This is a genomic window from Paracoccus aerius (assembly GCF_014656455.1).
Taxonomy (GTDB): domain Bacteria; phylum Pseudomonadota; class Alphaproteobacteria; order Rhodobacterales; family Rhodobacteraceae; genus Paracoccus; species Paracoccus aerius.
On record NZ_BNCL01000029.1, the window covers coordinates 1 to 22,590 of the forward strand.

28 protein-coding genes are annotated in these 22,590 nt (G+C 61.6%); 13 read left to right on the forward strand and 15 right to left on the reverse strand.

Going from position 1 to position 22,590, the window contains the following annotated elements; genetic code table 11:
- Positions 1–250: 250 nt before the first annotated feature.
- Both IE224_RS18505 and IE224_RS18510 read right to left on the reverse strand, forming a co-directional pair.
- Complete coding sequence (locus IE224_RS18505) at positions 251–1,150, reverse strand: outer membrane protein transport protein (RefSeq protein ID WP_191312660.1); 900 nt, start codon at positions 1,148–1,150, stop codon at positions 251–253.
- 335 nt (positions 1,151–1,485) lie between these two features.
- A complete protein-coding gene (locus IE224_RS18510; RefSeq protein ID WP_191312662.1) occupies positions 1,486–1,701 on the reverse strand; it encodes a hypothetical protein in 216 nt (71 codons plus the stop codon).
- On the opposite strand from IE224_RS18510, the gene IE224_RS18515 reads away from it, so the two are divergent.
- Complete coding sequence (locus IE224_RS18515; RefSeq protein ID WP_191312664.1) at positions 1,700–3,601, forward strand: zinc dependent phospholipase C family protein; 1,902 nt, start codon at positions 1,700–1,702, stop codon at positions 3,599–3,601. The two genes, IE224_RS18510 and IE224_RS18515, sit on opposite strands and share 2 nt — an antisense overlap.
- Before the next feature lie 11 nt (positions 3,602–3,612).
- On the forward strand, positions 3,613–4,755 hold the full coding sequence (locus IE224_RS18520) for a hypothetical protein (RefSeq protein WP_191312666.1): 1,143 nt from the start codon (positions 3,613–3,615) through the stop codon (positions 4,753–4,755).
- A gap of 262 nt (positions 4,756–5,017) precedes the next feature.
- On the opposite strand, the gene IE224_RS18525 is transcribed toward IE224_RS18520, so the two are convergent.
- From IE224_RS18525 to IE224_RS18570, 10 genes are all read right to left on the reverse strand, one after another.
- A complete protein-coding gene (locus IE224_RS18525; protein ID WP_191312668.1) occupies positions 5,018–5,317 on the reverse strand; it encodes a hypothetical protein in 300 nt (99 codons plus the stop codon).
- Between the two features lie 127 nt (positions 5,318–5,444).
- Positions 5,445–6,485: a CNNM domain-containing protein gene (locus tag IE224_RS18530; protein ID WP_191312670.1), complete on the reverse strand. Its 1,041-nt coding sequence runs from the start codon at positions 6,483–6,485 to the stop codon at positions 5,445–5,447.
- Positions 6,482–7,858 (reverse strand): hemolysin family protein, encoded by a 1,377-nt coding sequence (locus tag IE224_RS18535; protein WP_191312672.1) that lies wholly within the window; start codon positions 7,856–7,858, stop codon positions 6,482–6,484. Before IE224_RS18535 ends, IE224_RS18530 begins: the two co-directional genes overlap by 4 nt.
- 145 nt (positions 7,859–8,003) lie before the next feature.
- Positions 8,004–8,528, reverse strand: a complete 525-nt coding sequence (locus IE224_RS18540; RefSeq protein WP_191312674.1) for a TIGR00645 family protein — start codon at positions 8,526–8,528, stop codon at positions 8,004–8,006.
- A 52-nt stretch (positions 8,529–8,580) separates the two neighbouring features.
- Entirely contained in the window at positions 8,581–9,150 is a 570-nt protein-coding gene (locus IE224_RS18545; protein ID WP_191312676.1) for an exopolysaccharide biosynthesis protein, read from the reverse strand.
- 129 nt (positions 9,151–9,279) lie between these two features.
- Complete coding sequence (locus IE224_RS18550) at positions 9,280–9,867, reverse strand: DUF2076 domain-containing protein (RefSeq protein ID WP_191312678.1); 588 nt, start codon at positions 9,865–9,867, stop codon at positions 9,280–9,282.
- A 25-nt stretch (positions 9,868–9,892) separates the two neighbouring features.
- Positions 9,893–10,609, reverse strand: coding sequence for a Bax inhibitor-1/YccA family protein (locus IE224_RS18555; RefSeq protein WP_202380289.1), 717 nt, complete (start codon positions 10,607–10,609; stop codon positions 9,893–9,895).
- 26 nt (positions 10,610–10,635) lie between these two features.
- Positions 10,636–11,406: an anti-sigma factor family protein gene (locus tag IE224_RS18560; protein WP_191312683.1), complete on the reverse strand. Its 771-nt coding sequence runs from the start codon at positions 11,404–11,406 to the stop codon at positions 10,636–10,638.
- Positions 11,393–11,923: a sigma-70 family RNA polymerase sigma factor gene (locus IE224_RS18565; RefSeq protein ID WP_191312685.1), complete on the reverse strand. Its 531-nt coding sequence runs from the start codon at positions 11,921–11,923 to the stop codon at positions 11,393–11,395. Before IE224_RS18565 ends, IE224_RS18560 begins: the two co-directional genes overlap by 14 nt.
- 853 nt (positions 11,924–12,776) lie before the next feature.
- Positions 12,777–13,730 (reverse strand): aminoglycoside phosphotransferase family protein, encoded by a 954-nt coding sequence (locus IE224_RS18570; RefSeq protein WP_191312687.1) that lies wholly within the window; start codon positions 13,728–13,730, stop codon positions 12,777–12,779.
- Positions 13,731–14,000: 270 nt separating this feature from the next.
- On the opposite strand from IE224_RS18570, the gene IE224_RS18575 reads away from it, so the two are divergent.
- The 3 genes from IE224_RS18575 to IE224_RS18580 are packed head-to-tail and all read left to right on the forward strand — an operon-like array spanning position 14,001 to position 14,888.
- The gene (locus IE224_RS18575; RefSeq protein ID WP_229849453.1) at positions 14,001–14,510 is read left to right on the forward strand and encodes a recombinase family protein; all 510 of its coding nucleotides are present in this window, start codon (positions 14,001–14,003) and stop codon (positions 14,508–14,510) included.
- Complete coding sequence (locus tag IE224_RS21520) at positions 14,482–14,583, forward strand: helix-turn-helix domain-containing protein (protein WP_338119640.1); 102 nt, start codon at positions 14,482–14,484, stop codon at positions 14,581–14,583. Before IE224_RS18575 ends, IE224_RS21520 begins: the two co-directional genes overlap by 29 nt.
- On the forward strand, positions 14,583–14,888 hold the full coding sequence (locus tag IE224_RS18580) for a hypothetical protein (RefSeq protein ID WP_191312690.1): 306 nt from the start codon (positions 14,583–14,585) through the stop codon (positions 14,886–14,888). Before IE224_RS21520 ends, IE224_RS18580 begins: the two co-directional genes overlap by 1 nt.
- 230 nt (positions 14,889–15,118) lie before the next feature.
- Here IE224_RS18580 and IE224_RS18585 read toward each other — a convergent pair whose 3' ends face one another.
- Positions 15,119–16,051 carry a LysR family transcriptional regulator gene (locus tag IE224_RS18585; protein ID WP_191312692.1) on the reverse strand — a complete coding sequence of 311 codons (933 nt, stop codon included), beginning with the start codon at positions 16,049–16,051 and terminating at the stop codon, positions 15,119–15,121.
- A gap of 101 nt (positions 16,052–16,152) precedes the next feature.
- On the opposite strand from IE224_RS18585, the gene IE224_RS18590 reads away from it, so the two are divergent.
- The 4 genes from IE224_RS18590 (at position 16,153) to IE224_RS18605 (ending at position 18,888) form a co-directional block, all read left to right on the forward strand.
- Positions 16,153–16,572: a DoxX family protein gene (locus tag IE224_RS18590; protein ID WP_191312694.1), complete on the forward strand. Its 420-nt coding sequence runs from the start codon at positions 16,153–16,155 to the stop codon at positions 16,570–16,572.
- A gap of 108 nt (positions 16,573–16,680) precedes the next feature.
- Positions 16,681–17,526, forward strand: a complete 846-nt coding sequence (locus IE224_RS18595; protein WP_191312696.1) for a VOC family protein — start codon at positions 16,681–16,683, stop codon at positions 17,524–17,526.
- A gap of 195 nt (positions 17,527–17,721) precedes the next feature.
- Complete coding sequence (locus tag IE224_RS18600) at positions 17,722–18,018, forward strand: DUF2218 domain-containing protein (RefSeq protein ID WP_191312698.1); 297 nt, start codon at positions 17,722–17,724, stop codon at positions 18,016–18,018.
- Between the two features lie 87 nt (positions 18,019–18,105).
- Positions 18,106–18,888 (forward strand): SDR family NAD(P)-dependent oxidoreductase, encoded by a 783-nt coding sequence (locus tag IE224_RS18605; RefSeq protein WP_191312700.1) that lies wholly within the window; start codon positions 18,106–18,108, stop codon positions 18,886–18,888.
- A 57-nt stretch (positions 18,889–18,945) separates the two neighbouring features.
- Here the strand turns inward: IE224_RS18605 and IE224_RS18610 are convergent, their stop codons facing one another.
- Positions 18,946–19,419 (reverse strand): recombinase family protein, encoded by a 474-nt coding sequence (locus IE224_RS18610; protein WP_268246566.1) that lies wholly within the window; start codon positions 19,417–19,419, stop codon positions 18,946–18,948.
- A 304-nt stretch (positions 19,420–19,723) separates the two neighbouring features.
- Here IE224_RS18610 and IE224_RS18615 point away from each other — a divergent pair, with 304 nt between their 5' ends.
- Both IE224_RS18615 and IE224_RS18620 read left to right on the forward strand, forming a co-directional pair.
- Positions 19,724–19,972: an AbrB/MazE/SpoVT family DNA-binding domain-containing protein gene (locus IE224_RS18615; protein WP_191312702.1), complete on the forward strand. Its 249-nt coding sequence runs from the start codon at positions 19,724–19,726 to the stop codon at positions 19,970–19,972.
- A 4-nt stretch (positions 19,973–19,976) separates the two neighbouring features.
- Positions 19,977–20,354 (forward strand): type II toxin-antitoxin system VapC family toxin, encoded by a 378-nt coding sequence (locus IE224_RS18620; protein WP_202380283.1) that lies wholly within the window; start codon positions 19,977–19,979, stop codon positions 20,352–20,354.
- A gap of 410 nt (positions 20,355–20,764) precedes the next feature.
- On the opposite strand, the gene IE224_RS18625 is transcribed toward IE224_RS18620, so the two are convergent.
- Positions 20,765–21,676, reverse strand: a complete 912-nt coding sequence (locus IE224_RS18625; RefSeq protein ID WP_191312706.1) for a LysR family transcriptional regulator — start codon at positions 21,674–21,676, stop codon at positions 20,765–20,767.
- A gap of 75 nt (positions 21,677–21,751) precedes the next feature.
- Here IE224_RS18625 and IE224_RS18630 point away from each other — a divergent pair, with 75 nt between their 5' ends.
- Positions 21,752–22,102, forward strand: a complete 351-nt coding sequence (locus IE224_RS18630) for a nuclear transport factor 2 family protein (protein WP_202380285.1) — start codon at positions 21,752–21,754, stop codon at positions 22,100–22,102.
- Positions 22,099–22,590 (forward strand): SDR family NAD(P)-dependent oxidoreductase (locus IE224_RS18635; RefSeq protein ID WP_191312708.1); only part of this gene is annotated, 492 nt, incomplete at its 3' end. The genes IE224_RS18630 and IE224_RS18635, both read left to right, overlap by 4 nt.

The window sequence follows — 22,590 nt, forward strand, 5'->3', positions numbered from 1 at the left end:
GAGCGACATCCCAAAGGTCATGAGTTCCGGCAACTATGGTTTTGTAGGGCAATGCGGTGCCGATGCTCCTGGGGCGCGGCACCTCTTTTTCCGAACGTATCACGCAACATGGTTCTGGTGTGGCTCCGGATGATCTGGTGCAGTGCCCTTTTGCCAATCTGACGCTGGGCGAACCCCAAGTCATTACGAGAGCGCGGCAGGCTACGGCGCCAAGGGCGCGGATTTCGGAGATGCCCAGTACTCTTTGCCCTCAGAAACTGTAGCCAACCCTTATGCCGACGCCCCATGCGTGGCTGCCTTCGATCTCGGCGCGGGCTGTATCCGGCGTGCCGGTCTCGNTCACGCGGAAGCTTGACCAATCCACCCAGCGGATGGAGCCAAAGACAAGGGTGTCAGGATCGATGCCGGTCTGGAACTCGAGGTTCCAGGATTTCGGCGTCTTGACCGTCAAGCTGGAACGTCCGTCCAGAAGCGGCAAGGCCGGCGCGGGGCCGGGTCCATCGGGATCCACAAGAGGACCGGTCTCAGAGATGTCGAAGTCATGCTCTATCACCGCATTATAGGTCAGGGACACACGAGCGGCGATGTCCGGTCTTTCCCACGACACCCCGGCGAGCCACCCATAGGCGATATCCCTGTCCACATCGACACGGTAGCCGTTTAGAGGACCGAAAGAGGCGCCGCCCAACATCACGCGTCCATCGGTACGCGCACCGCGAATACCTGCGTGAACACCGAACCCGCTTTCTAGCACAGCAAAGCGGATGATGCCGGTCAGGTCAGTGTTGTTGATGACCACGCCGGTGCCACCAAGGTTGATGGAGCCGCTGGTGGGATAGGCGATGTCGGCCCCGAAGGGCTGGTCCAGGATGATTGCGGCTGACCAGAAATCGTTGAACTGGTGCTTATAGGCAAAGCCGAAGCTGTTGTAGGAGGACGCAATATTGCCCGTACGTTCACCACCGGAATAGAGGCCAAGCGGCAGGTCTGTTCCTGTGATGGCGGGCGAGACATGGCCATAGCTCAGCTCGAGATAGTTGCCTGGTTCGAAAAGAGGACCGAGAAACCGGCTGCTCCGCTCGACACCGCCGGCATGGAGCGTGGTGCCGCAAAAAAGCCAAATAAAGGCGCCAATGGCCGCAATCTTCATGAAAGCCTCGTATCAAAAGCTTCCTTACTGACATCTCCGCGACGGAGGGTGGCCGCCAAGGAACTCTAGCACAGGCCGAAAAGTCGCGGGATGGGAAACGTCACGCTGCTGATCTCAGACTCATTACATGAGTCAGCAATGATGATATGACGGCGCTGCCGCTTGGCCAGTCTTCCCAAGGTCCGGCAGAAAGGGGGAAAATGCCTCTCATCCACTCGCTCAAACATGGGTGACCGTTCTACAGCAGCCGGATCTATTGCGCGATCAAAGTCTGTAAGACTCCGATCCGCCGCCCGCCCACCATGTGGGCCTTGATCCGTTACAGGCATAGGGGCCTAATCAGACCGATATTGTTCTTGCCATGCATCAAGCATGTTGATCGCCGCGGGAAGTTCTTGCCGTTCAGGGACATGGGTCTCGGGCTGTTTCTTGAAGGTGTCATTCCACCCTGTTGAATTGACTTTTTCATGAGTCGGGCGCAGGCTTTGTTCTGACGCCAGAATAGCCTTCCTTGCGACTTTTCCACGGATCAGTTCGAGAGGCACTGCCATGCCCGGCCCGGCCTTGCATCACATGATCGTCGATCGGCTGAAGGCAAACATCCAGGCCAACAAGGGCCTTGGGGATCTCGATCCGGCTGACTATGCGGGTCTTCAGGCGCTGCTCGCCGATCCCACGAACCTGCCCTATCTGTTCATCGGCTGCCACGGACCCGACCCGTTCTTCTTCAACACCAAGGACCTGAACCCGACGCTGGGCAAGTTCGTGGAGATCCACAACGACCTGGCCGACTTCCTGCGCGACTTCGAGAAAACGCTGCTCTCGGCAGTGCCGCAGCCCGTTCTTGACGCGCTTGAGGGCTTCGAGGAACTGGCCAACGAGGTAATCGAGGATTCCGCGCTGCTGAGCGAGATCAAGCAGACCTTCGATGACCTGAACCAGCTGCTGACCGGCTTTGGCGCCTTGCTGACCGAGGCGCTCAAGAAATACGTTTCTGACTTCAACCTGTTCGACATCATCTCGCATCCTTACCGCGATGGGGCTGCCGAGGGAGAGTGGTGGTGGTTCGACGCCATGCATTACCGGAAGACGGGCAAGTTCGCGGAGGCCATGCTGGAAGCCACGCGCGACATGTCCTCACCCCATCACCTTTATGCGCTCGGATATCTGACGCATGTGGCGGCGGACACGGTCGGGCATGCCTATGTCAATCTTTATTGCGGTGGCCCCTACCGCAGCCAGGCGCAACGCCACAAGACGGGTGAGAACTTCCAGGACGTGTTCAACCTCCTGAATGTGACCGGAGCTGATTTCAACTATTCGAAGCTGCATCACCTCTACAACTTCAACTTCAATGGCGGGCCCGAGCCGGCAGAGGATCCCACAGCACCGTCTGCATTCGCGACCTTCCTCGCCGACACGCTGAACAAGATCTACCAGGAGGAGCCGGACGCCGATCCGGACTACGCGAAGTCCATTTCCGCCAGCGACATCGATGACACCTATCGGCTGTGGTATCGCTTCATGAAGGGCTTCACCGAGTCGGGCACGCTGCCGCCGCCGGTTGCCTATTCGCTAAATGCGGAACTCCGGGAGGTTTGGGACAAGACCGTCGATAATCTCGGTGACGTCGGCGACTTTCTTGAGGATGCCGTCGATGAGGCGGGCGATTTCGGGATCCTGTCGATCTTTATCATTCTGGCCGCTCTCATTGCAGCAGCAGTGATGGCGGCGGCGGCAATTGCGGACGGGATCGCAGGGGCAATCGCCACGCTGGGCACGGCCACGATCCGCTATGCCGCCTGCCTGATCTATGAACAGCTTTACAATGCCTTCCAGATGTTCCGGCTGGCCATTGCCCTGAACGGCCTGGCCTTCCCGATGCGCGAACATCTGGCCGATCCGCGCTTCCGCCAGTTCATGACCCCGGCATTCCCCGACTCCACCGGTGTAAACGCCGCTGCCGTTGCCCCCTTTGAGCCCTTGCTGCGCTTCACCCCTGACTTCCTCAGCGATCCAGCGTCCACCATCTTCAATCAGGAGCGGCACCTCATCTATCCGCTAACCGATGGCGAGAAACGGAACGTGGTTCCGGCGCCCGGCAGCTACTTCAACCAGCCCTTTACCCATCCGGCCTTTGGGCGTATCCCGCTGGATCGCGAGCTGATCGACCAACTCGTTGCCCTGGCCCAAAGCCCGGACCGCGAAGAAGCCCAGTTGGTATCGATCCTGGGCGAGCGCACCTTGGGCAATGCGCTGGAGCTGAGCGGAGTGCTCTACGAACGCTGGTTCCGCGGCGGCACCTTGCCTGATTTCAACCTCGACTCCGACCGCGGCTATGGCTTCCTGTGCTGGTCCCAGCCCGGCGACGCCCCGAACAGTCCAAAGCCGCTGCAAACCAATACCTCGGCGGCTGATCCGACCGAGGTGAGAGTCGAGTTCCTGCCCTGAGGAGAGACGCGATGCCAAGCGACATCTCAGCCGAATTCATCGCCGATCTGCGCAAGCGTCGCGAAGCCTACAATCAGGATGCATTGGGACAATTGGCAGAAGCGTTTCGCCGCAAGGAGCGCAAGCCGCCTGACGTGTTCCAGGACAGTTCGTTCCTGTATATCCGTTCCTTCGACGGAGACACCGGCAACCGGCCCTTCTCGAATGTCGAGTTCTGGCACTCACCCGACCTGATGCTGAGCCCCGTGAGCAGCGTCGGCGCTTATACCACGACCCTGCAAGCGGGCGAGAGTTACGTGATCCGGACCGTGCTGCGGAACCGAGGCGATCTCGCGGTTCCAAGTGCTAAGGTCGAACTCTATCTGAGTGATCCGACGCTTGGCTTTGACACCCGCTTTTCGACGCGCCTGACTACGCTGGGTCATGTTCCTTCGGCTTGGGTCCCCGCCGGAGGAAGTGCCGCTGCCGACTTTGTTTACACTGTTCCGCCGACCGAAGCCGGGCACAAGTGCCTGTTCGCTCGAGCCTTCTCCTTCTCGCCGCTGGAGATACCCGTGGACGACTTCGCCCTATCGCCGCCAATCGACAGGCATGTGGCGCAGCAGAACCTCAACATTGTTGGCCAGGCACAGGCTTTTGCCTTCAACCTGATCCACCAGCCGAACGCCCGTATTCGCGTCGGCATCCGTGCGCTGCTGCCGGAAGAGCTGCTGGCCATCCGCCATCCGGTCATGGCCGATGTGCGTCCCGCAGCCGAGTTTCCGCGACGCGGCTGGGGGCGGTTGACTGCGATGAAGCTGTCTGAGCCGGGCGTCGAGGCCAGCCGCATCGAGGAGGATGCCGAGGGCCTGAACCTTGTTGCTGAAGATCCCACGGGCCCTGACCTTGGCACTCAGCAAGAACTCGGTCTCGCGGTTCGCAACGTGCTGACCGAGGTTGATGCAGGCAAGACGAAAATGTCGCAGCATCGCGACCTGCTGGCCAAGCACCGTGAAATGACGGCACAAACCCGGCGCAGCCGTTTCGAGATGACGATCCCGGACATAGGCCTGCGCGGTGGCGAGGCAGTCGGGCTGGAGCTGACCGCTACCGACCTAAAACTCAACCCGGAACAACCTTTTGGCGGGGTGCTGATCATTGTAGTGGGTGGTTAGTCGTTGCCGCATAGGCACTCTATGAGGTGATAGCCCTAATCAGCCGTTACGGCCGTGTTCGTCGGCGACGTCGCAAATCTTTAAACATTCATGCGTTCCATAGTCATGCTTATTCAGAAAGATAGCCGGGTGGGGGTGGGTTCTATTTCGAGATGCGACAAGCCAAGATTTGCTGACTTTTTGCAGTTCGAGGAACCTCGCTTTGGCATCGCCACCTCTCTTTCCTATTGAACGCACGGGAGATGATCATCTTGATTGCCTTCTAAACCAGGCTCAACACGGTCATCAGGATGACACTGGCTCCCCGCGCAAGGTCCGCATGTACCCTCGGACCTTGATAACGCTTGGCTGATCGCCAGGTGCCGATGACCGCCATGATGTTGTAGGGCACGGTAAACGCATAGCCGGCAATCAAGGCTTCCCACGGTCGATCAAGACTTAGCAGTATCAGAAGCGCGATGATGGCTGACAGGTTGATTGCCAGCCCCACCAGCACCGTCCATGTCCAGAACGCCTCATCCAGCGGCAGATCGCCCCGCCAGAATGCTCGCAGCCTGGTCATCGCAGTCTCCGCCGCATGGCATGTTCGGGTCGCCGATCTTCGGCACGGGGGTCCCAACCCGAAAGGACTTCGAGGCATGGCGATGATCGTTCCATGGACCATCGCCACAAGACCTGAGACTGTCTAGTCACGCGAGCACGGCGGCAGGTGCCGAGGCCGCAATCTTCCCTGTCGGTAGAACCCGCTTGACGATGTCGGACAGGGAGATGACCCCCAGCAGGCGGTCGCCTTCCATGACCACGGCCAGTTGGACGCTTGCGGCGCGCATACGGGACAAGGCTTCATAGACCGGCATCCTGGGGTCTAGGACATGCGCCGGACGGGCGATCGAGGCGACAGGGCTGGCGTCAGGCAACAGCAGGGTATCGCGCACATGCACGATGGTGGGAACAGGGCCCTGCCCCGTCATCAGGATGCGCATATGCCCCGAGGCATGGCCGGCTGCACGAACATCTGCCGCCGTTGCCGTTGGCCCGACCTGTGTCAGTTCCTTCCCCTTTCCAAGCAATGCGGCGACCCGCAGGGTTCCCAGGTCGATCAGACTCGACAGCTGCTGCTGCACTTCGGGAGCCAGCGTTCCGACCTTTGCCGAATGCTCGACCAGTTGGCGAATGGTAGCGGCGTCGCGGCCCCCGACGGCAGCCTTTTCGACGGGCTCGACGCCGCTCGCCTCGACAAGTCGATTTGCAATTGCGTTGATCCAGCGAAGAAGGGGTCGCAGCGGCCAGATGAAGGCTTGTGCGATAAGCCCCACCGTCATCGCCGACCGCTCGGGATGGGCGATGGCCCAGGACTTCGGCGCCATCTCACCGACAACCAGATGCAGAAAGGTGACAAACAGAAGGGAGAGCGCGAAGGCAGCGCCACCCGCGAGCCATAAGGGCAGTCCCAGATCAAGGAGAACCGGCCCAAGCCATGCATCGACGGCAGGCTTTGTCACTGCACCAAGGGCGAAGGTGCAGACGGTGATGCCAAGCTGAGCGCCGGCGAGCATCAGCGTGAGGTCGTTCATGCCGCGCAGGGCGGCACGGGCAGACCGCCTAGTCGGCGCCAGTTCCTCGAGCCGATGGCGGCGGGCGCCCAGCAAAGCGAACTCGATGATGACGAAGAGCGCGCTGAGCGCGATCAGGGCTACTGTCACCAGGGTGACAATCAGGGGGTCTTTCATGCGTCATCCTCGGTGCTCAGGCTTTCCACCAGCCGCACCCGCAGCCGCGTGGGGACATGGCGCTCAACGAGCAGGACCTCGACCTCCAGCAGCCAGCGGGTCGGGTCGCGATCCACCAGTTCGGCGGGATCGATGGGCAGCGGGATCGTGACCTGCTCGCCTTCAGTGGGCAGCGCGCCGCGTTCGGCGATGAGCAGTCCCGCGACGGTCTCGACGTCAGGTTGTGGCAGGTCGCGGCCAATGGCGCGGCGCAGCTCGTCCAGATGAACGTCACCGTCGATCAGCCAGGTATCTTCGGTCTCTGGCGTCAACCCGTCGCTGGGGCTGTCATCATGTTCGTCCGTGATCTCGCCCACAATCTCCATCGCCAGGTCCTCAAGCGTCAGGACGCCGGCAAAGCCGCCATATTCGTCGATGACGCAGGCCAGCTGGTTGTTGGACGAGGCCAGCAGGGCCAGGGCGTCCGGCAGCGCCATCAGGGTCGGGATCACCGTGGGCTTCCGCATGACCGAGGCAACGGTTCCGCCCGTGCCGCCTGACGCTTGATGGGACAGGAAATCGGCCAGGTGAACAACGCCGACCGGCGTATCCTCGTCGTCGATGACCGGATAGCGGGTGTGGGCACGCGCCATCATGGCGCGTAGTTCCTCCAGCGTCGTATCGGGGCTGACCCAATCGACCTGAGACCGCGGCACCATGGCGTGTTCGACATCCTGCTGCGGGAAGTCGAGGATGCGGTCCATCATCAAGGACAGCTCGACCGGCAGGTCGCCGCTGTCGCGGGAGTCCTCGATAATGTGATGTAGGTCATCGGCCGAGGCGGTGACATCGAGATCATGCACGGGCTCGATCCGCAGCGCCCGCAGCAGCAGGTTGGCAGCCTTGTCGAACAGCCCGATCAACCAGCCGAAGACGGTCAGATAGATCAGCGTCGATCGCGCGAGCTTGCGGGCCAGCGGCTCGGGATCGGCGATGGCCAGGTTCTTGGGATAAAGCTCGCCAAAGATCATCTGGATAATCGTGGCGGCGATCAGGGCCAGCATTGTGCCGGCCGCAACCCCGACCTCGGTCGAGATGCCCACGCCGCCCAGAAGCACGCCCAGCGACTGGCCAACCAGCGGTTCGGCCACGAAGCCCACCAGAAGGCCGGTGACCGTGATGCCCAGTTGCGCGCCCGACAGCATGAAGCTGGTGCGCCGCGTCACCGCAAGCGCCCGCTTGGCCGCGGCATCACCTTGCGCCGCCTGCGCTGCCAGCCGTGCGCGGTCCACGGACATGTAGGCGAATTCCTGGGCCACGAAATATCCGTTGGCGGCGATGATCGCCAGGATCACGAGGGTTCCGATCAGAAACAGAAGAAGGGCCTCGATCATCGGCTGGTTCTCCGGCGACTTCGCGGAAGGATAGGCTCTGGGCTGGGATGCATCGTATTTTATTACCTTTGCGGGTGTTCAGGAAGGATGACGTCCGGGGACGTCATTTGGCACGCATGGATTTCTGAAATCCATGACAGGCGGATCACGAGGGAGCCGCCTTGCGGTATTTGAGCGACTTGGCATGGTTGGCGATCCAGTCCATGGCCGCCAGCAGCACGCCGGAGATGACGAAGACCAGGTGAATGACCACCATCCAGCGGATCTGGTCGGCGGGATATTTCCCGACATCCATGAAGACCTTCAGCAGATAAATGCCCGAGATCGCCACGATCGAGGCGACCAGCTTGAGCTTGAGGGCCGAAAAATCGACATCCCCCTGCCATTCGGGACGATCCTTGTGATCCATCAGGTCCATGCGGCTGACGAAGTTCTCGTAGCCCGAGAAGATCACGATCAAGAGCAGGTTGGCGGCCAGACTGAGGTCGATCAGCGCCAGCACGCCCAGGATCGCGTCATTGACGGTCATTACCGGCACGATCAGCACGAAGCGCCACAGTTCCATCAGGAAGATCCAGACCAGAATGACTAGGGCCACGGCCAGTCCCAGATACATCGGGGCCATCATCCAGCGGCTGGCAAACAGCCCGCGTTCAATCAGTCTTTCCATTATCGTCCTTGGAGAGCTTCGTGAATGTTGCAGAGTTGCTCTCGGGCTCGCGTCACAGGCCCAGCAGCCGTAGAAGGGCTGCAACCAGGATCACGATCGTCCCGGCTAGAAAGACGATCGTCGCGATGCCGAACAACACCCCGCCCAGGATCCAGGCCCCGTCCCGTTCCAAGGCACCCAGGGCGATGATCGCAATGGCCGCGGCAGGCAGGAGATTGCCAAAGGGGATCGGCAGGATCAGCACGATCGACAGGACGAGGCAGACGCCCCCCAGGATCTTCATCGCCGCAGGAGAGCTCAAGATCGCCAGGCGCGGGCGCAGCAGTCGTTCGATCCTGTTCAAATGCGGCATGGCGCGGGTGACCAGAATGCGAAACTGGGCAACGTCGAAGGATCGCCCAGTCAGAAACTGCGGCAACCAGGGCATCTGACCACGCATCATCTGCCAGGACAGATACACCATTGGCAGGCCCAGCACCGCGGACGTGCCCGGAGGGTTGGGGATCACGTTGAACAGGGCCAGGATCAGCAGCAGCCCGATCAGCCCGCGATCGTCCAGGGCTGTCAGAATTTGTGCAACGGAGATCCTCGGCTCGGACCATTCCTCTGCCAGACGAGTCAACGCCCGACTAAGGGTCGGGCGCGGTTCGTTTGGGAACGTGTCAGAGGGTCTCATCAAAGTCCTGGGGCCGGAGGCCTCCCGCAAGATCGAAGGGGCTGCACCCGCCGGAATGGGGGTGCAGCTGTTGCATCATTCCTCGTCGCCGCCGTCGTCGTAGCCGCCATCTTCGAAGCCCGCGTCCTCTTCGGGCATATACTCGTCAACTGCCGCTTCTGCTGCCTCGGCCGGGCCTGCGAACATGCCGCCGATGGCATTGCCCAGCAGCACGCCGCCGGCCACGCCCATCGCGGTCTGCGCCGCGCCGGCCATGAAGCCGCCGCCACCCCCCGAGGGGCGGCCGCTGTTCCAGGGAGTCCCGCCCTGCGGAGACTGGCCGTAGCCCGGCTGCTGACCATAGGCTGCGGGCTGCGGGCGCGGAACCATCGGTCGCGGCGCTTGCGGCTGGCCGCCCCCGAAGAGCCGCCCGAACAGGCCGCCGCCCTGCGGGGGTTGGGGCTGCGCTTGGTGCTGAAGCTGCTGGATATGGTCCTGCGCGGCGTTCAAGGCCTGTTCCTGCACGATAACGGTCTGGGCCAGGTAATAGGCCGCGCCGGGATTGCGGGCGATCAGGTCCCTGATCAGCGCCTCGGCCTCGGGGTCACGGTGGGGCTGGGACTGGGCAGCCTGGCCCAGCTTGTGAAACAGCCCTTCGATGGCTTGCCTGTCGTTATGGTCCATGACGTCTTCTCCTTTTTTTCTTGCGTCATTCGTCCTGCTGGCCGGTGAGGCTCAGCAGCAGTTGAAAGATGTTGATGAAGTTCAGATACAGCGACAGCGCCCCCATCACCGCCAGTTTCTGCTGCGTCTCGGCGTCGTGATGCTCGCCATAAGCTACCTTGATCGACTGCGTGTCCCAGGCAGTCAGGCCGACGAAGACCAGGATGCCGATGATCGAGATAGCAAACTGCAGCGCGGACGATCCCAAGAAGATGTTGAGGATGCTGGCGATGATCACGCCGATTAGCCCCATGATCAGGAAGCTGCCGAACTTCGAGAGATCCCGCTGCGTGGTATAGCCGTAAAGGCTCATCCCCGCGAACATGGCGGCGGCGCCGAAGAAGGCCCGCGCGATGGACGCGCCGGTGAAGACCAGGAAGATCGAAGCGAGTGACAGCCCCATCACCGCGCAGAAGGCCCAGAACAGAGCCTGCGCCGTGGCGCCCGAGACGGTCTCGATCTTGAAGGACAGAAACATCACGAAGGCCAGCGGCGCCAGCATCACCAGCCATTTGAGCGGCGTACTGAAGATCGGCACATAGATCGCCGGGACCGAGGCGACCAGCACGGCGACAAGCCCCGTGACCAGGAGGCCCAGGCCCATGTAGTTGTGGATGCGCAGCATATGCGCACGCAGGCCTGCGTCATAGACGGCGGTAGGGGCAAAGCTGGCGCTGCGGCCGGTCTGGCGGATGGGTTGCATCATCTCTCTCCAATGGGGGTGGTGGTTCAGTAGAGCGTATCCGACAGCGTCTGCGAGGCATCCAGAAGCGCATCCGCCCGCTCGGCCCCAGCGATCAGGACATGGGCGGTCTCGCCGATCTGGAACCAGGCGATGCCTTGGTCGGGGGTCTCAATGAGCCGTGGCAAAGTCACATCGAAACTGCCGGCGCGCACGGCAAAATGGCTGACCGGGCCCAGATCCGGCACCTCGAACAGGATCTCGATCCCCGGCCCCTGGGGCGAGGGAAAGACCTGGGCGTCCCGCACTGTCCAGTCCGGATCGAAGCCCGGCAGGCGGATGCCAGTCGCAGCCCGCAGCTCCTCCGCGTCCAGCTCCGTAATCTCGGGCTGGGAGGCCAGGTCCGCGCGCAGCAGGCTGACCTCGTGGGCAGAAAGCGCCGCAGTGACAAGCGGTGGAGTCGGGGCAGAGGCCTGGCCTTCGCTGATCGACAGCGGCCCAAGGCCGGCATGGGCCAACCAGCCCAAGCCCACCAGCAGCGCTGCGGGCACAATGCGCAGCACCCGGCGCAGCGTCGCGTCGCGTCGCCGGGCCAGCACTAGCCGCCGCGCCATGCCCAGCAGCGGGCGGGGCATCGGTGGAGGGGTCAAGGCACGCCGCAGGTTGCGGTTCAGCGCCAGATCACGCATGACCTGAGCCGCGGCCTCAGGATGGCGGGAGAGGTAGGCCTCCACCTCGAACCTCTGGGCGTCCGACAGTTGGTTGTCGACATAGGCGTTCAGATCCAGATCGGTGATCTGAATGTCATTCTTCAGCATCGTGACCTCCCACCAGTTTGAGCGACGGCTTGCCCAGGGCCGCGCCCTCCTCATAGGCACGCAGCCAGGCGCGGGCCCGCGAGACGCGCGACATCACCGTGCCCGGGGGCACCCCGGTCAAGGCTCCGGCCTCGGCATAGGACAGGCCCTCGACCGCAACCAGTTCCAACGCCTCGCGCTGATCCTCTGGCAAATCTAGAAAGGCCCGGCGCAGCTGCGACAGGCGCAGCGCGCTGTCCTGAGGAGCATCGACCACCTGCGAGGACAGTTCGGCATAGGCCGCCTCGCGCCGGCTTTCGCTTTGCGCCTGGCGGCGGCGGTCCAGGAAGCGGTTGCGCAGGATCGCGCGCAGCCAGGGCCCCGGCGCCTTTCCCGCCGCAAGCTGTTGGCGCTGTTCATGACCCCGCAGCAGGGCATCCTGCACAAGGTCGTCCGCCTCGGCCCGGTCACGAGTCAGGGCAAACGCGTAACGTCGCAAGGGCGTCAGCAGGGCAAGGATCGGGTCGCGGCGTGTCATCTTGCATAATTAGACGGAGCCGAGGGCGATTTCCTTCCACAACGCAGAAAAAAATTCCGAGCTTTGATTACGCGGGGCAAAGGATGTATGCCTCATGGTGATTTGTCGCTGTTGCGCCCAAGGGGGCCGCGCCTCCTTTCAGCTCCACCATCGCTAGGTGATGCAGTCTGACGACGCTCGATCGGCAAAAGGCTATTTGCCAGGCTGAACTCGACTTTGCAGAACGGGCAGCGCCTGGCCGCTGCGCGGGGTACGGCGGCACCACATTTCATACAGTGATCCGGGTGAAACCGGCGCATTATCTTGTCCTCCAAAGGAAATGGCTACACCTGTGCGGTGTCTTGCAGAGCCGGGGCTGCGGGTGCCTCAGCCTCCGGCGCTACCTGCAGAACCGTGAACTTACGGTCGACCCAGGCCCGGTTCTTCCCCCGGATCCTACCGCCAGCGGAGAGGCCCAGCAGCGCCGCCCCGATCGGTAACAGGACCGATACCCGTTCACGACCGAGGCCGGTCGGCTTGGCCCATGACAGTGTGACGCAGACATCACGCGAAGCGTTGGCGTCGCGATAATGCGTGGCCTCGGAAAAGCAGATGGGCCATGCGCTCGATGCAGGTTGCCGGTCATGGCATGGAGAGAGTACTGCACAGGCGTCAGGGTCAGGAGCGGGTCACAGCGGGTCATCTTGTATAGGTAGACGAAGCCGGTGGGGATCTTCTTCCATAGCTTCTGGAAAAATTTATCGCATCAACTGCTTTAGAGCGGACCTTGCGGTTTATCTGGACCCTTCTGGAAGCAGCTCTGCTGTCCTTTAAGCAATCGCTCAGCAGACACTCCGTCTGCTTTCTATCTCTCTTATAGGGTCTTGGGCCAGATCAGGGCTTCAAGGTCTTCTAACCTGCCGACGGAACACTGCCAGTCGCGGATGGCGATGTGGCGCAGGTCACATGCCCTGTGGAGCATCATCAGCGTCGTCAGCCGTCGCCGCATTGCATCGTTATAGTGCTCCGCAGGAACGCCATAGCCTTCAAGGAGAGCCTGAAGGCGGCCGGGGACACCTGCGCACATGAAGGTGCTCGGGCCCAAGAGGTCGTATTCGCGCCAGCCGGTCATCACGTCGCCGAAGTCGATGACAGCCGCCAGCCGCCAGCCCTCGGACGTTTCTGTCAGAAGCAGATTTTCCGGAATCCATTCCCCGGTCAGGATGACAGGCTCCACTTCCGCGGGCAGCACTGAGGGAGCCGCGCGCACAAGTGCCGGTAGATCGGCCAACAGGGACTCCTGTAAGCCCCGACGGCTATGCCGGTTGATACAGCCTTCGGCTTGACGCTTGATGAAGTCCGACCAGCCCGGCTGCATCTCAAGCAACTCGCCGGGATCGACGGCCTGGACCTCCGCAATAGTGCGGCCGATGTCGCGCAAAATCGAGAGACGTTCTTGCTCGGATAACGCCGACCAAACCTCGGACCCTACTGTGCCAGGCAACTTGGTGATGATCAGCCATGACCATCCGCTGTCCTCTCCTTCTGCCAGTATCTGAGGGATAGCGACGGACAAACGGCCGTCGAGCTGGCGCAGCGCAATCCGTTCGGCCGCGAACTGTGCTGCGTAGATCGGCGGGAAGATCTTCAAGATGGCGTTGCCATTCAGGTCGACGACAAGATTGGTGCCGGCTTCAAATGAAGTAGGCGAGATGGCATTGACGTTTGCCCTCTGCGCGATCTCCATGACGACCGGTAACCAGAGGTGTGAGGCGGACCGCCACCGCTGGAACTCGTCCTCATCCGAAATGTCCGGCCAAAGTCTCATGGTCCCGCCCTCCTGTCATGCGGGGATAAGAAACGAGGGGTAGAAGACGTGCAACGGCTGCTTCGTCCTGCATAGCAACACGTATCCGAGGTCCGCGGCTTACCGCTTCGAGTCCTTTCTCGACTGCGTCCGAATGGGATCGTTGAGAGTACGGTCAGCTTGCCCTGAACAGGCCTGTTGAGAGCCAGCATTTGCTGGCGGAACGAAATCTCAGATGAATGGTCCGATATTTTTTGCAATGAAGGGGCGGCTACTGTTACAGATCAGGCCATGACTCAGATTTTGATCGGCTACGCCCGCTGCTCCACCGACAAACAGGATCTTGCTGCGCAGAAGGGCATCCTTGTCAGCTTCGGAGTTGCATCCGATCGCATCTACACCGACCACGGCTTTACCGGCACGAACCGCGCCCGGCCTGGTCTCGATCAGGCGCTTGCAGCTTTGCGGGAAGGTGATACGCTGGTTGTGCCGAAGCTGGACCGGCTGGCGCGTTCTGTCCCAGATGCCCGAGACATTGCCGACAAGCTGGCTGCGCGGGGCATCAAGCTTCAGCTTGGCACGTCGATCCATGATCCGACCGACCCAATGGGCAAGCTGTTCTTCAACATCCTGGCGACCTTTGCCGAGTTCGAGGCCGACCTGATCCGGATGCGGACCCGAGAGGGCATGGCCGTGGCCCGTGCCAAGGGCAAGCTGCGCGGCAAGAGGCCAAAGCTGTCGGAGCGCCAGCAGAAGGAACTGCGGCGCATGTATGGATGCCGGGGAGCATTCTATCAGTGACTTGGCAGAGGTGTTTTCGATCTCGCGACCAACCGTGTACCGCACGCTGGGCCGGCAGGCGGCAGTGGCGTGATGACGGATGATCCAAAGCCCCCACGCCCGCCCTCGCTGAAAAGCGAGACCCGCCAGACAAACTGGCGCCGCACCAACCTGCCGAAGTATCAGGCCCATCTTGCGGTTCAGCGGGCGCTCATGTCTGGCGCACTGGAAAAGCAGGGCTGCGAGGTCTGCGGGGCGGCAAGGGTCGATGCCCATCACGACCGATATGATGAACCGCTAAACGTGCGATGGCTCTGCCGCAGCCATCACGTTAAGCTGCACCATTACGGTGAGGATATGTTTCCCATCGACCGACAGCAGGCGGGATCACAGAACTAACGTAGCCAGCGACCTGGAGCGATTGGGACGAAGCGGCCACTGGGGGTCGGCCCCGCGCGTGACGCGAGGAGCCCTTTTCTGACATTCGCCACCTCCGCAGCGGATGCATGCGCAGCAAGAGCAGTCGGCCGTTAGCTGACATCCAAAACTCGGGCGACGCCGCACTGCATGTCAAGGCATGCACATCACAGCACGCGACTGCGAGTGACACCGCACATACGTAAGTTTCTTTAAGACCCCGACAGTGCCAGGCCCCGGTCCCATCGCGGCGGGGATCCTATCTGCTCGACAAGAAAATCCACAAAAGCGCGCACTTTTGCAGGAACGCGTCGGCTCACAGGATAAGTGGCATAGACCCCGGGCACCTCGGCTGGAGGGTGGTCCAGATGAAGACCGACAAGTCGCCCTGCCCGGATGTGATCGCCGACAAGGAAGGTTGGCTCGCAGATTACGCCTTGTCCTTCCAGAGCTGCAGCAACCAGCACGTCACCATTGCTGGCCTGCAGATTGCCCCGGACCGGGACCCCGATTTGCTGGTTTGCACCAAAGAACCATTGCCCGGAACCCGCCTCGCTGGCCAGCGTATAGATGAGGCAGTTGTGGGCGGCCAGATCAGCCACCGTTTGCGGGGTTCCCTTCTGCACAAGATAAGCCGGCGCGGCTGCCACGATGGTATGGCAGGGAGCAAGCCGGCGCGCGATCATGGTCGGGTCGGGGTTCTTTCCAATACGCACGGCAACGTCCCATCCTTCGTCGATCAGGTCGACCTTACGGTCGCTGACACCCAGATCCACCCGCAGCTGCGGATGGCACCGGGCAAAGGTGGGCAGCAGTGGCGCAATCTCCAGAACGCCGAAGGAAACTGGCACACTCACGCGCAGCACGCCTTTGACCTCCACGCGGCCCGAGATGGCAATGGCTTCGGCCTCGGCCACTTCGGTCAGAATACGCTCGACACTCTCAAGATAATCCCGCCCCGCCTCGGTCAAGGTGACCTTGCGGGTCGTGCGATGCACTAGCTTGACACCAAGCTGCTCCTCAAGGGCGTTGATGTGCTTCGTCGCCATGGTGGCTGACATGCCCATCAAACGTGCCGCACCCGAGATGGAGCCGGTGCCGACAAGGCGCGCGAAGACCTGCATCCCTGTAAACCGATCCAGCATTCGCCTCACTCCCACAGTGTGAGCTGTTCATCTTCGAAACAGGATTATCATTGTGATCGGCAAGGCGCATCTGTTGATCACACCGAATCCGGAGAGACACCATGATCGACGCCCGCACCGCTCCCTATGCCGCCACCCTTCTTCGGGTATCCCTCGGCCTCCTGTTTCTGGCCCATGCCGGGTTGAAGCTGTTCGTCTTCACGCCCTCCGGCACTGCCCAGTTCTTTCAAAGCCTGGGCTTGCCCGGCACTGCTGCCTACCTGGTCATCCTGGCCGAGCTTGCGGGCGGCATCGCCCTTGTTGCCGGCATCTATGCGCGTCTGGTGGCTCCGGCGCTGATCCCGATCCTGCTCGGTGCCATTATCACGGTGCATGGGCCTGCAGGCTTCTTTTTCGACAATGCCGGTGGCGGGTGGGAGTTTCTGGCGCTCTGGATCAGCGGGCTGATGGCCGTGGCTCTGCTGGGCGATGGCGTATACGCCCTCCGTCCCACGTCCTTGACCCGAGCCACCCTTCGCTGATCCGGAAACCCCATGTTGACGAGACGCACCATCATGACTCATTCCGCTGCACTTCTGACTGCCAGTCTTGCCGGCCGGACCTCTGCCGGCGACGGATCCCCCGCCGGCATGACCTCCGCAGGTGCGCCCTTGCGCCTCGGCTCGGTCACCCTCCGGGTGCGTGACCTGAACACGGTTGGCCGCTTCTACCGCGACATCATCGGACTTTCGGTGATCGAGCAGGGTGCGCGACGCCAAAGCCTGGGCGTGGGTTCGACCGTCCTGCTTGAGTTGATCGAGGACCCTGCAGCGCGACTGGCCAGCCGCACTGAGGCCGGGCTGTTCCACACCGCCTTTCTGTTGCCGGAGCGAGCCGACCTTGCGGAATGGCTGCTGCATGCCGCCGATCTGGGGGCGCCGCTGCAGGGGGCTTCGGACCACTTGGTGAGCGAGGCAGTCTACCTGGCTGATCCCGAGGGCAACGGCATCGAGATCTACTGGGACCGCCCCAGCCACACCTGGATCTGGCAGAGCGGCATGGTCGACATGGCCACGCGGCGGCTGGACCTGCAGAACCTGGCGCGCCAAGCCCGGAACCGGAACTGGAAGGGTCTGCCCGAAAGAACGATCGTTGGTCATGTCCACCTGCAGGTCGGGGACCTCGGGCAGGCCGAGGACTTCTATTCGGGGCTGCTGGGCCTCGATGTGGTCCACCGCGTGCCGGGAGCGAGTTTCTTCTCATCCGGCGGATACCATCACCATATTGCCGGCAACGTCTGGAACAGCGCCGGTGCAGGTCGCACACAGCCGGGTGCCACAGGACTGCTGGCCTTCGAGGTCGTACCTGCCGATGCCCAGGTGCAGGCGGGGCTGCTCCATCGTGCAGAGCGTCTGACGCCACGAGAGCATGCACGCTTGGTGGAAGTTGCCGATCCCTGGGGCATCACCCTGGTGCTGCGCGCCCCATTTTCCTGAGCAACTCATCTTTTGGGACATTCAGGCACTGTCGGTGGAAGTCCCTGTGTCGTTACCAGGCCGCGCTATTTGCGCTTGCTGGCGTTATTGCCAAAGCACATGGCCCTGGCCCTCCAGTGAGTCTGATCTTGGACAAACAGCACTGAATGCAAGTCGATGACGATCAGACTGCCCAAGAACATGATAGGGGAAACCATGACAACATCCACAGCCCGTGTGGCGACCGAACATGCCAGCCGTTATCTGCAGCAGCTCTGCAAGCACTGGAGCCACCGCTTCACCGTCGAGTTCGACCCGAACACCGGCAGGATCGCGTTCGGCGACGGCCAGCACGTGGACCTGTCGGCGACCGAGGCCGCACTGGTTCTGCAGGTCAGCGATGATGCGGGCGATGGGCTTGAGCGGCTTCAGGACGTCGTGGCCAAGCATCTGCAGCGCTTCGCCTTCCGCGAAGACTTGATCATCAACTGGACTCGGTCAGACGACGCATGAGGCCTATCCACAACAACACAGCGGCTTCCAAGGCAGTCGTTGCCAAGGGATGTCGCTCTGTCCGGCAGGCGCTCTCAGGAGGATGCAATGCAAATTGACCTGACAGGCAAGCGAGCCATTGTGACCGGCTCTACGGCCGGCATCGGCTTGGCGGTGGCCCAAGGGCTGGCGCTGGCGGGCGCGGAGGTTGTGATCACTGGCCGCAGCTCCGCGCGGGTGGATGATGCCTGTGCCATGATCCGCGCGGAGGGCGCAAGCGTACCCATCATGGGACTGGCGGCCGATCTGGCGACGCCATCCGGCGCGCAGGCCCTGTTCGAAGCCGTGCCCGAGGCGGACATCCTGGTGAACAGCCTTGGGACCTATCACGCCAAGCCGCTCTTCGATCTTGAGGATGAGGACTGGCAGGCGGCTTTTGATGTCAACGTGATCAGTGCCGCCCGCCTCTCCCGGCATTACGTCTCGCGGATGAAGGAGAAAAGCTGGGGCCGGCTGATCTTTGTCTCCAGCCAGATGGCACACAACGTGCCAGTGGACATGGCTCCTTACGCTGCCTCCAAGGCGGCGCTGCAAGCCGTCTCGCGCGCCTACGCCAAGGCACTGGCAGGCAGTGGGGTCACAGCAAATGTCGTGGTTCCCGGCCTGACCCGGACCGACAGCGCTCTGGCCGCCTTAGATAGAGCTGGTGGAGACTCGGAAGCCATCGAGCGGGCCTTCCTCGCCGACAACCCCGGCTACAACCTGATCGACCGCATCGCCACGCCGCAAGAGGTGGCGAACCTTTGCCTTTACCTCGCCTCGCCGTTCTCCAGCGCTACGACCGGCGCCGCGCTACGGGTGGAGGGTGGGATCATCGACGGGATCACCTAGCGGCCAGACTGCTGAAACCGGGGCACGGACTGTCGCGCCCCCTCGTGCTCGTCCGAGTCAGAACATCGTGTTGTCATTGGCTGCCTCTGTGGGCAGTGGCTGGATGACATCCCCGTGCTCCACGAGCATGGCGTCTTCGACTCGGAAGATGTCGATGATCGCTTCGCCAAGGTTGCTCCCGTCCTTGGTCGCCTCAATGCCGGCGCGCTGACGATCACGAATGAACTTCAGCTCCATATCGGCCACCATGCCGAGGACAGTGATGACAATCCGCCCCATGTCCCCGGCCGTGGTCACTTCGGGTTCGAGAACGCGGAGCGACGTTCCCTTGGCATCCAACTCATGCACAAGGTTCAGCACGTGGCGGGTTGACCGACCGAGGCGGTCGAGACGATGCACGACTAACTCGTCGCCCGCGCGCAGAAACTCCAGAACCGTTGCCAATTCGCTGCGACCGTCGCGGGACGCCCCCGACCCGGTCTCGGCGCGAATGATCTCGCAACCTGCCGTCTTCAGCCTGGCTTTCTGTATGTCGAGATCCTAGCTCGACGTGCTGACGCGGGCGTATCCAATCCGAGGCATGGGCAATCTGTCACGTTAGGGTGGTTGAGGTCCTGATACTGTCGCAAAGGTATCTTTGCCACTCATTTGTGACACTCCAAGCCGTCACATCCGAATGTCACCTATAAGTGTGCCCAAACGTGACACAGCAGGGTAGGGCGACGGTTGGCCGGTGCCTTTTCGTCACAATGCTTCTGACTTTTTTATCCACCCGATACCATATACACTGGCAGGTATCAGATCTGGAAAGATGACCTAAGGAAGGATGCAAACCATGACAGCCCAGCGGGTCCGGATTATCGAAGGAGGCAAGCTCGTCATTCCGGCTCTCATGCGCCGCGAGCTTGGGATTGCCACAGGCGATACTGTGCTTGTCGACGTTGAAGATGGAGAGCTGCGTGTCCGTTCGCTTTCGCAAGCCGTTGCGAGAGCCCAGGCCATATTGCGGCGCCACGTGCCCGAGGGTATCTCGCTGGCGGCCGAGCTGATCGCCGACCGGCGGCGCGAGGCAGAGCGTGAGTAAGGCCGTGGTCCTGGACGCCTCTGCCCTGCTTTGCCTTCTCAACGGGGAGTCGGGCAGTGAGCGCGTTATTGAAGCGTTGCCTACCGCTGTGATTGGCGCCGCCAACTTCGCGGAGGTCGTGTCCAAGCTACGCGAGCGAGGCCTGAGTGCTGAAGAAGTGCAAGATGTGCTTGGCAGCCTTCCTCTTGATGTCCGACCTCTCAGCGCCTCCCAAGCATACGCGATTGGTCATCTGCGCCCGACCACCCGGAATTACGGGCTGTCGCTGGGGGATCGGGCATGTCTTGCCCTGGCAGCCGAACTCGGATTGCCTGCCCTGACTGCAGACCAGGCCTGGGCCGGCCTCGACATCGGCGTAGAGGTTGAGCTCATCCGGAGCTAATAGGCGACACAAGGAGCCATTGCTCCACGTCCCTTTGCGACAAGTACCATGTCCAAGCTGAAAATCGGAGATGGTATTCCGGACAGCTGATTTCCTGACACGTTTCTTGGACAGCAGGAGCCGCTTGTTTCAGGGTTCAGCCCATGTCCGCCGCTATGCCCAGCAGATGAACGTTTGATAGACATAGAGAATGCGAAGGCCCGACTAGCCAAAGTGTAATTTCCGGCCCTTAGCTGCCGGTCAACGTATGCCAGGGCTGCGCAGTTACGCTCCCAGAACCGGCCGTTCGTGCTCAGCGCAGAAACCCGCACTCGCGCGACGGCGGCAGCACTGATGCCTTTAATCGAAGCGCGAAGGTGAGCCGGAAGCAGATTTCAATTGTGCGCCACCCCAACGCGCAGCAGCCACGATCAGGGCTGCACGAGCCGTCCGGCAGCGAACTCTCGCGCGAGGGCGATAAAGGCCTGAAATGCGGCGGAAGAATTGCGCCGATTGTAATAATAGAGGCACAGCGGCTCGAGCGGCGGCGTCCAGTCTTCCAGAATGCGCACCAGTCGTCCCGCAGCGATGTCCTCGCGTACATCTGTTTCCATGAAATATCCGATCCCCACGCCGTTTGTCACCGCGATCCGCGTCAGGGATGCTTCGTCAAGAGTGATCGGCCCCTCGACGTCGACTTGCAGTTCTTCGCCGCCCTTCTCGAACCGCCATCGGAGCAGTGCGCCATCGGGAAGTCGCCCTCGAACGCAGGGATAGGACAGCAGTTCCTGGGGCACTTTGGGCACAGCCCTGTGTTCGAAAAAGGCGGGAGATGCGGCAACCGTAATGCGCCGCTTCTGACCAAGCGGTATGGCGATTGCGTCGGTGGGCACCAGACCTGCGCTACGCACTGCCAGATCGAAGCCCGCCGCCACGATGTCAACAAGCCGCCCCTCGGTGACGATGTCGATATGGACCTGCGGATAGCGTTGCAGATAGCTCAGGACCAGTGGTGCCATTATCTCGCGCCCCGCCGTCGCGAAGGCATTGATGCGCAAGGTGCCGGAAGGCGTCTCCTGCTGGGAGCGTGCCGTATCCATCGCTTTCTGAATATCTTCGAGAGCTGGTTTGATCTGTGCGACGAAGATCCGTCCTGCATAGGTGAGCGAGACGCTACGCGTGGTGCGGTTGAACAATCGCACGGCAAGCTCCCGCTCGAGCTTGCCCACTGCATTGCTGATTGCCGTGGTCGACATGCCGAGTTCGAGCGCTGCTGCTCGAAACGAGCCGCACCGCACTATGGCGAGGACCGCCTCAAGCTCGGTCAGAGAATGGTGTGCCATTGTCCCGTTCTTCGTAACACCTCATCACGATTTGTCTTAATTATCAGGAGGAAAGTCCATCGCTAGATTGGCCTTATGACAGTCAAGGAGATGAACATGTCAGTGGATCTACCCAAGCCAATCGCCGACTATGTCGAGGCGAACGCCCGCCTCGACATCGACGGCATGTTGAAACCCTTCCTGAACAACGCCGTCTTCATCGACAACGGCAAGCATTTCGAGGGACAGGCGGCGATCCGCCAGCTTTTCGAGCATGAAGTGATCCCGGTGAAGGCTATCTTCATGCCCGATACTGTCCGGGAAGAGGGGGGTGAGGTCGTCGTCGAGGGACCTGCCCATGGCGACTTCCCGGGCAGCCCGCTCCGCTTCACTTATCGGTTCACATTGGTGCAAGGCGCCATCAAGACGCTGGAGACCACGGTATGAACATCAAGGTCGATCCCACTGAGTTCGCCGGTAAGCGCGTGCTCGTCAGCGGTGGCACCAAGGGTCTAGGCCGCGCCACGGTTGAGCGATTTCTGGCCGGTGGAGCCCGTGTCATCACCGCCGCCCGCGCGATCAAGGATCCCATCAAGGGCGTTGAATATGTGCAGGCTGATCTGACGACGCCAGAAGGCAGCGAAGCGTTGGCCAAGGCGGCGATCGAGCTTCTGGGCGGCATCGACATCCTAGCCCATGTCGTCGGTGGCTCGGCTTCGCCTGCGGGTGGCTTCGCTGCACTGACAGATGAACATTGGCTCGCTGAGCTGAACCTCAATCTCCTTGCGACGGTCCGGCTTGACCGCCTGCTGATCCCGCAAATGCGTGAGCGTGGCGAAGGCACAGTCGTGCATGAACCGCCCCGGGTTTACCGGAGAGTAAAACACTCAAAGGATGAGCCCTATGTCAAAGCCGAGATTCACCCCCGCCTATCC

Bases quoted from the DNA above. Each gene is read 5' to 3' on its own strand.
- IE224_RS18515 (WP_191312664.1), top strand. From the start codon at position 1,700: ATGCCCGGCCCGGCCTTGCATCACATGATCGTCGATCGGCTGAAGGCA.
- IE224_RS18510 (WP_191312662.1), bottom strand. From the start codon at position 1,701: ATGGCAGTGCCTCTCGAACTGATCCGTGGAAAAGTCGCAAGGAAGGCT.
- IE224_RS18520 (WP_191312666.1), top strand. From the start codon at position 3,613: ATGCCAAGCGACATCTCAGCCGAATTCATCGCCGATCTGCGCAAGCGT.
- IE224_RS18525 (WP_191312668.1), bottom strand. From the start codon at position 5,317: ATGACCAGGCTGCGAGCATTCTGGCGGGGCGATCTGCCGCTGGATGAG.
- IE224_RS18530 (WP_191312670.1), bottom strand. From the start codon at position 6,485: ATGAAAGACCCCCTGATTGTCACCCTGGTGACAGTAGCCCTGATCGCG.
- IE224_RS18535 (WP_191312672.1), bottom strand. From the start codon at position 7,858: ATGATCGAGGCCCTTCTTCTGTTTCTGATCGGAACCCTCGTGATCCTG.
- IE224_RS18540 (WP_191312674.1), bottom strand. From the start codon at position 8,528: ATGGAAAGACTGATTGAACGCGGGCTGTTTGCCAGCCGCTGGATGATG.
- IE224_RS18550 (WP_191312678.1), bottom strand. From the start codon at position 9,867: ATGGACCATAACGACAGGCAAGCCATCGAAGGGCTGTTTCACAAGCTG.
- IE224_RS18555 (WP_202380289.1), bottom strand. From the start codon at position 10,609: ATGCAACCCATCCGCCAGACCGGCCGCAGCGCCAGCTTTGCCCCTACC.
- IE224_RS18560 (WP_191312683.1), bottom strand. From the start codon at position 11,406: ATGCTGAAGAATGACATTCAGATCACCGATCTGGATCTGAACGCCTAT.
- IE224_RS18565 (WP_191312685.1), bottom strand. From the start codon at position 11,923: ATGACACGCCGCGACCCGATCCTTGCCCTGCTGACGCCCTTGCGACGT.
- IE224_RS18570 (WP_191312687.1), bottom strand. From the start codon at position 13,730: ATGAGACTTTGGCCGGACATTTCGGATGAGGACGAGTTCCAGCGGTGG.
- IE224_RS18575 (WP_229849453.1), top strand. From the start codon at position 14,001: ATGACTCAGATTTTGATCGGCTACGCCCGCTGCTCCACCGACAAACAG.
- IE224_RS21520 (WP_338119640.1), top strand. From the start codon at position 14,482: ATGGATGCCGGGGAGCATTCTATCAGTGACTTGGCAGAGGTGTTTTCG.
- IE224_RS18580 (WP_191312690.1), top strand. From the start codon at position 14,583: ATGACGGATGATCCAAAGCCCCCACGCCCGCCCTCGCTGAAAAGCGAG.
- IE224_RS18585 (WP_191312692.1), bottom strand. From the start codon at position 16,051: ATGCTGGATCGGTTTACAGGGATGCAGGTCTTCGCGCGCCTTGTCGGC.
- IE224_RS18590 (WP_191312694.1), top strand. From the start codon at position 16,153: ATGATCGACGCCCGCACCGCTCCCTATGCCGCCACCCTTCTTCGGGTA.
- IE224_RS18595 (WP_191312696.1), top strand. From the start codon at position 16,681: ATGACCTCCGCAGGTGCGCCCTTGCGCCTCGGCTCGGTCACCCTCCGG.
- IE224_RS18600 (WP_191312698.1), top strand. From the start codon at position 17,722: ATGACAACATCCACAGCCCGTGTGGCGACCGAACATGCCAGCCGTTAT.
- IE224_RS18605 (WP_191312700.1), top strand. From the start codon at position 18,106: ATGCAAATTGACCTGACAGGCAAGCGAGCCATTGTGACCGGCTCTACG.
- IE224_RS18615 (WP_191312702.1), top strand. From the start codon at position 19,724: ATGACAGCCCAGCGGGTCCGGATTATCGAAGGAGGCAAGCTCGTCATT.
- IE224_RS18625 (WP_191312706.1), bottom strand. From the start codon at position 21,676: ATGGCACACCATTCTCTGACCGAGCTTGAGGCGGTCCTCGCCATAGTG.
- IE224_RS18630 (WP_202380285.1), top strand. From the start codon at position 21,752: ATGACAGTCAAGGAGATGAACATGTCAGTGGATCTACCCAAGCCAATC.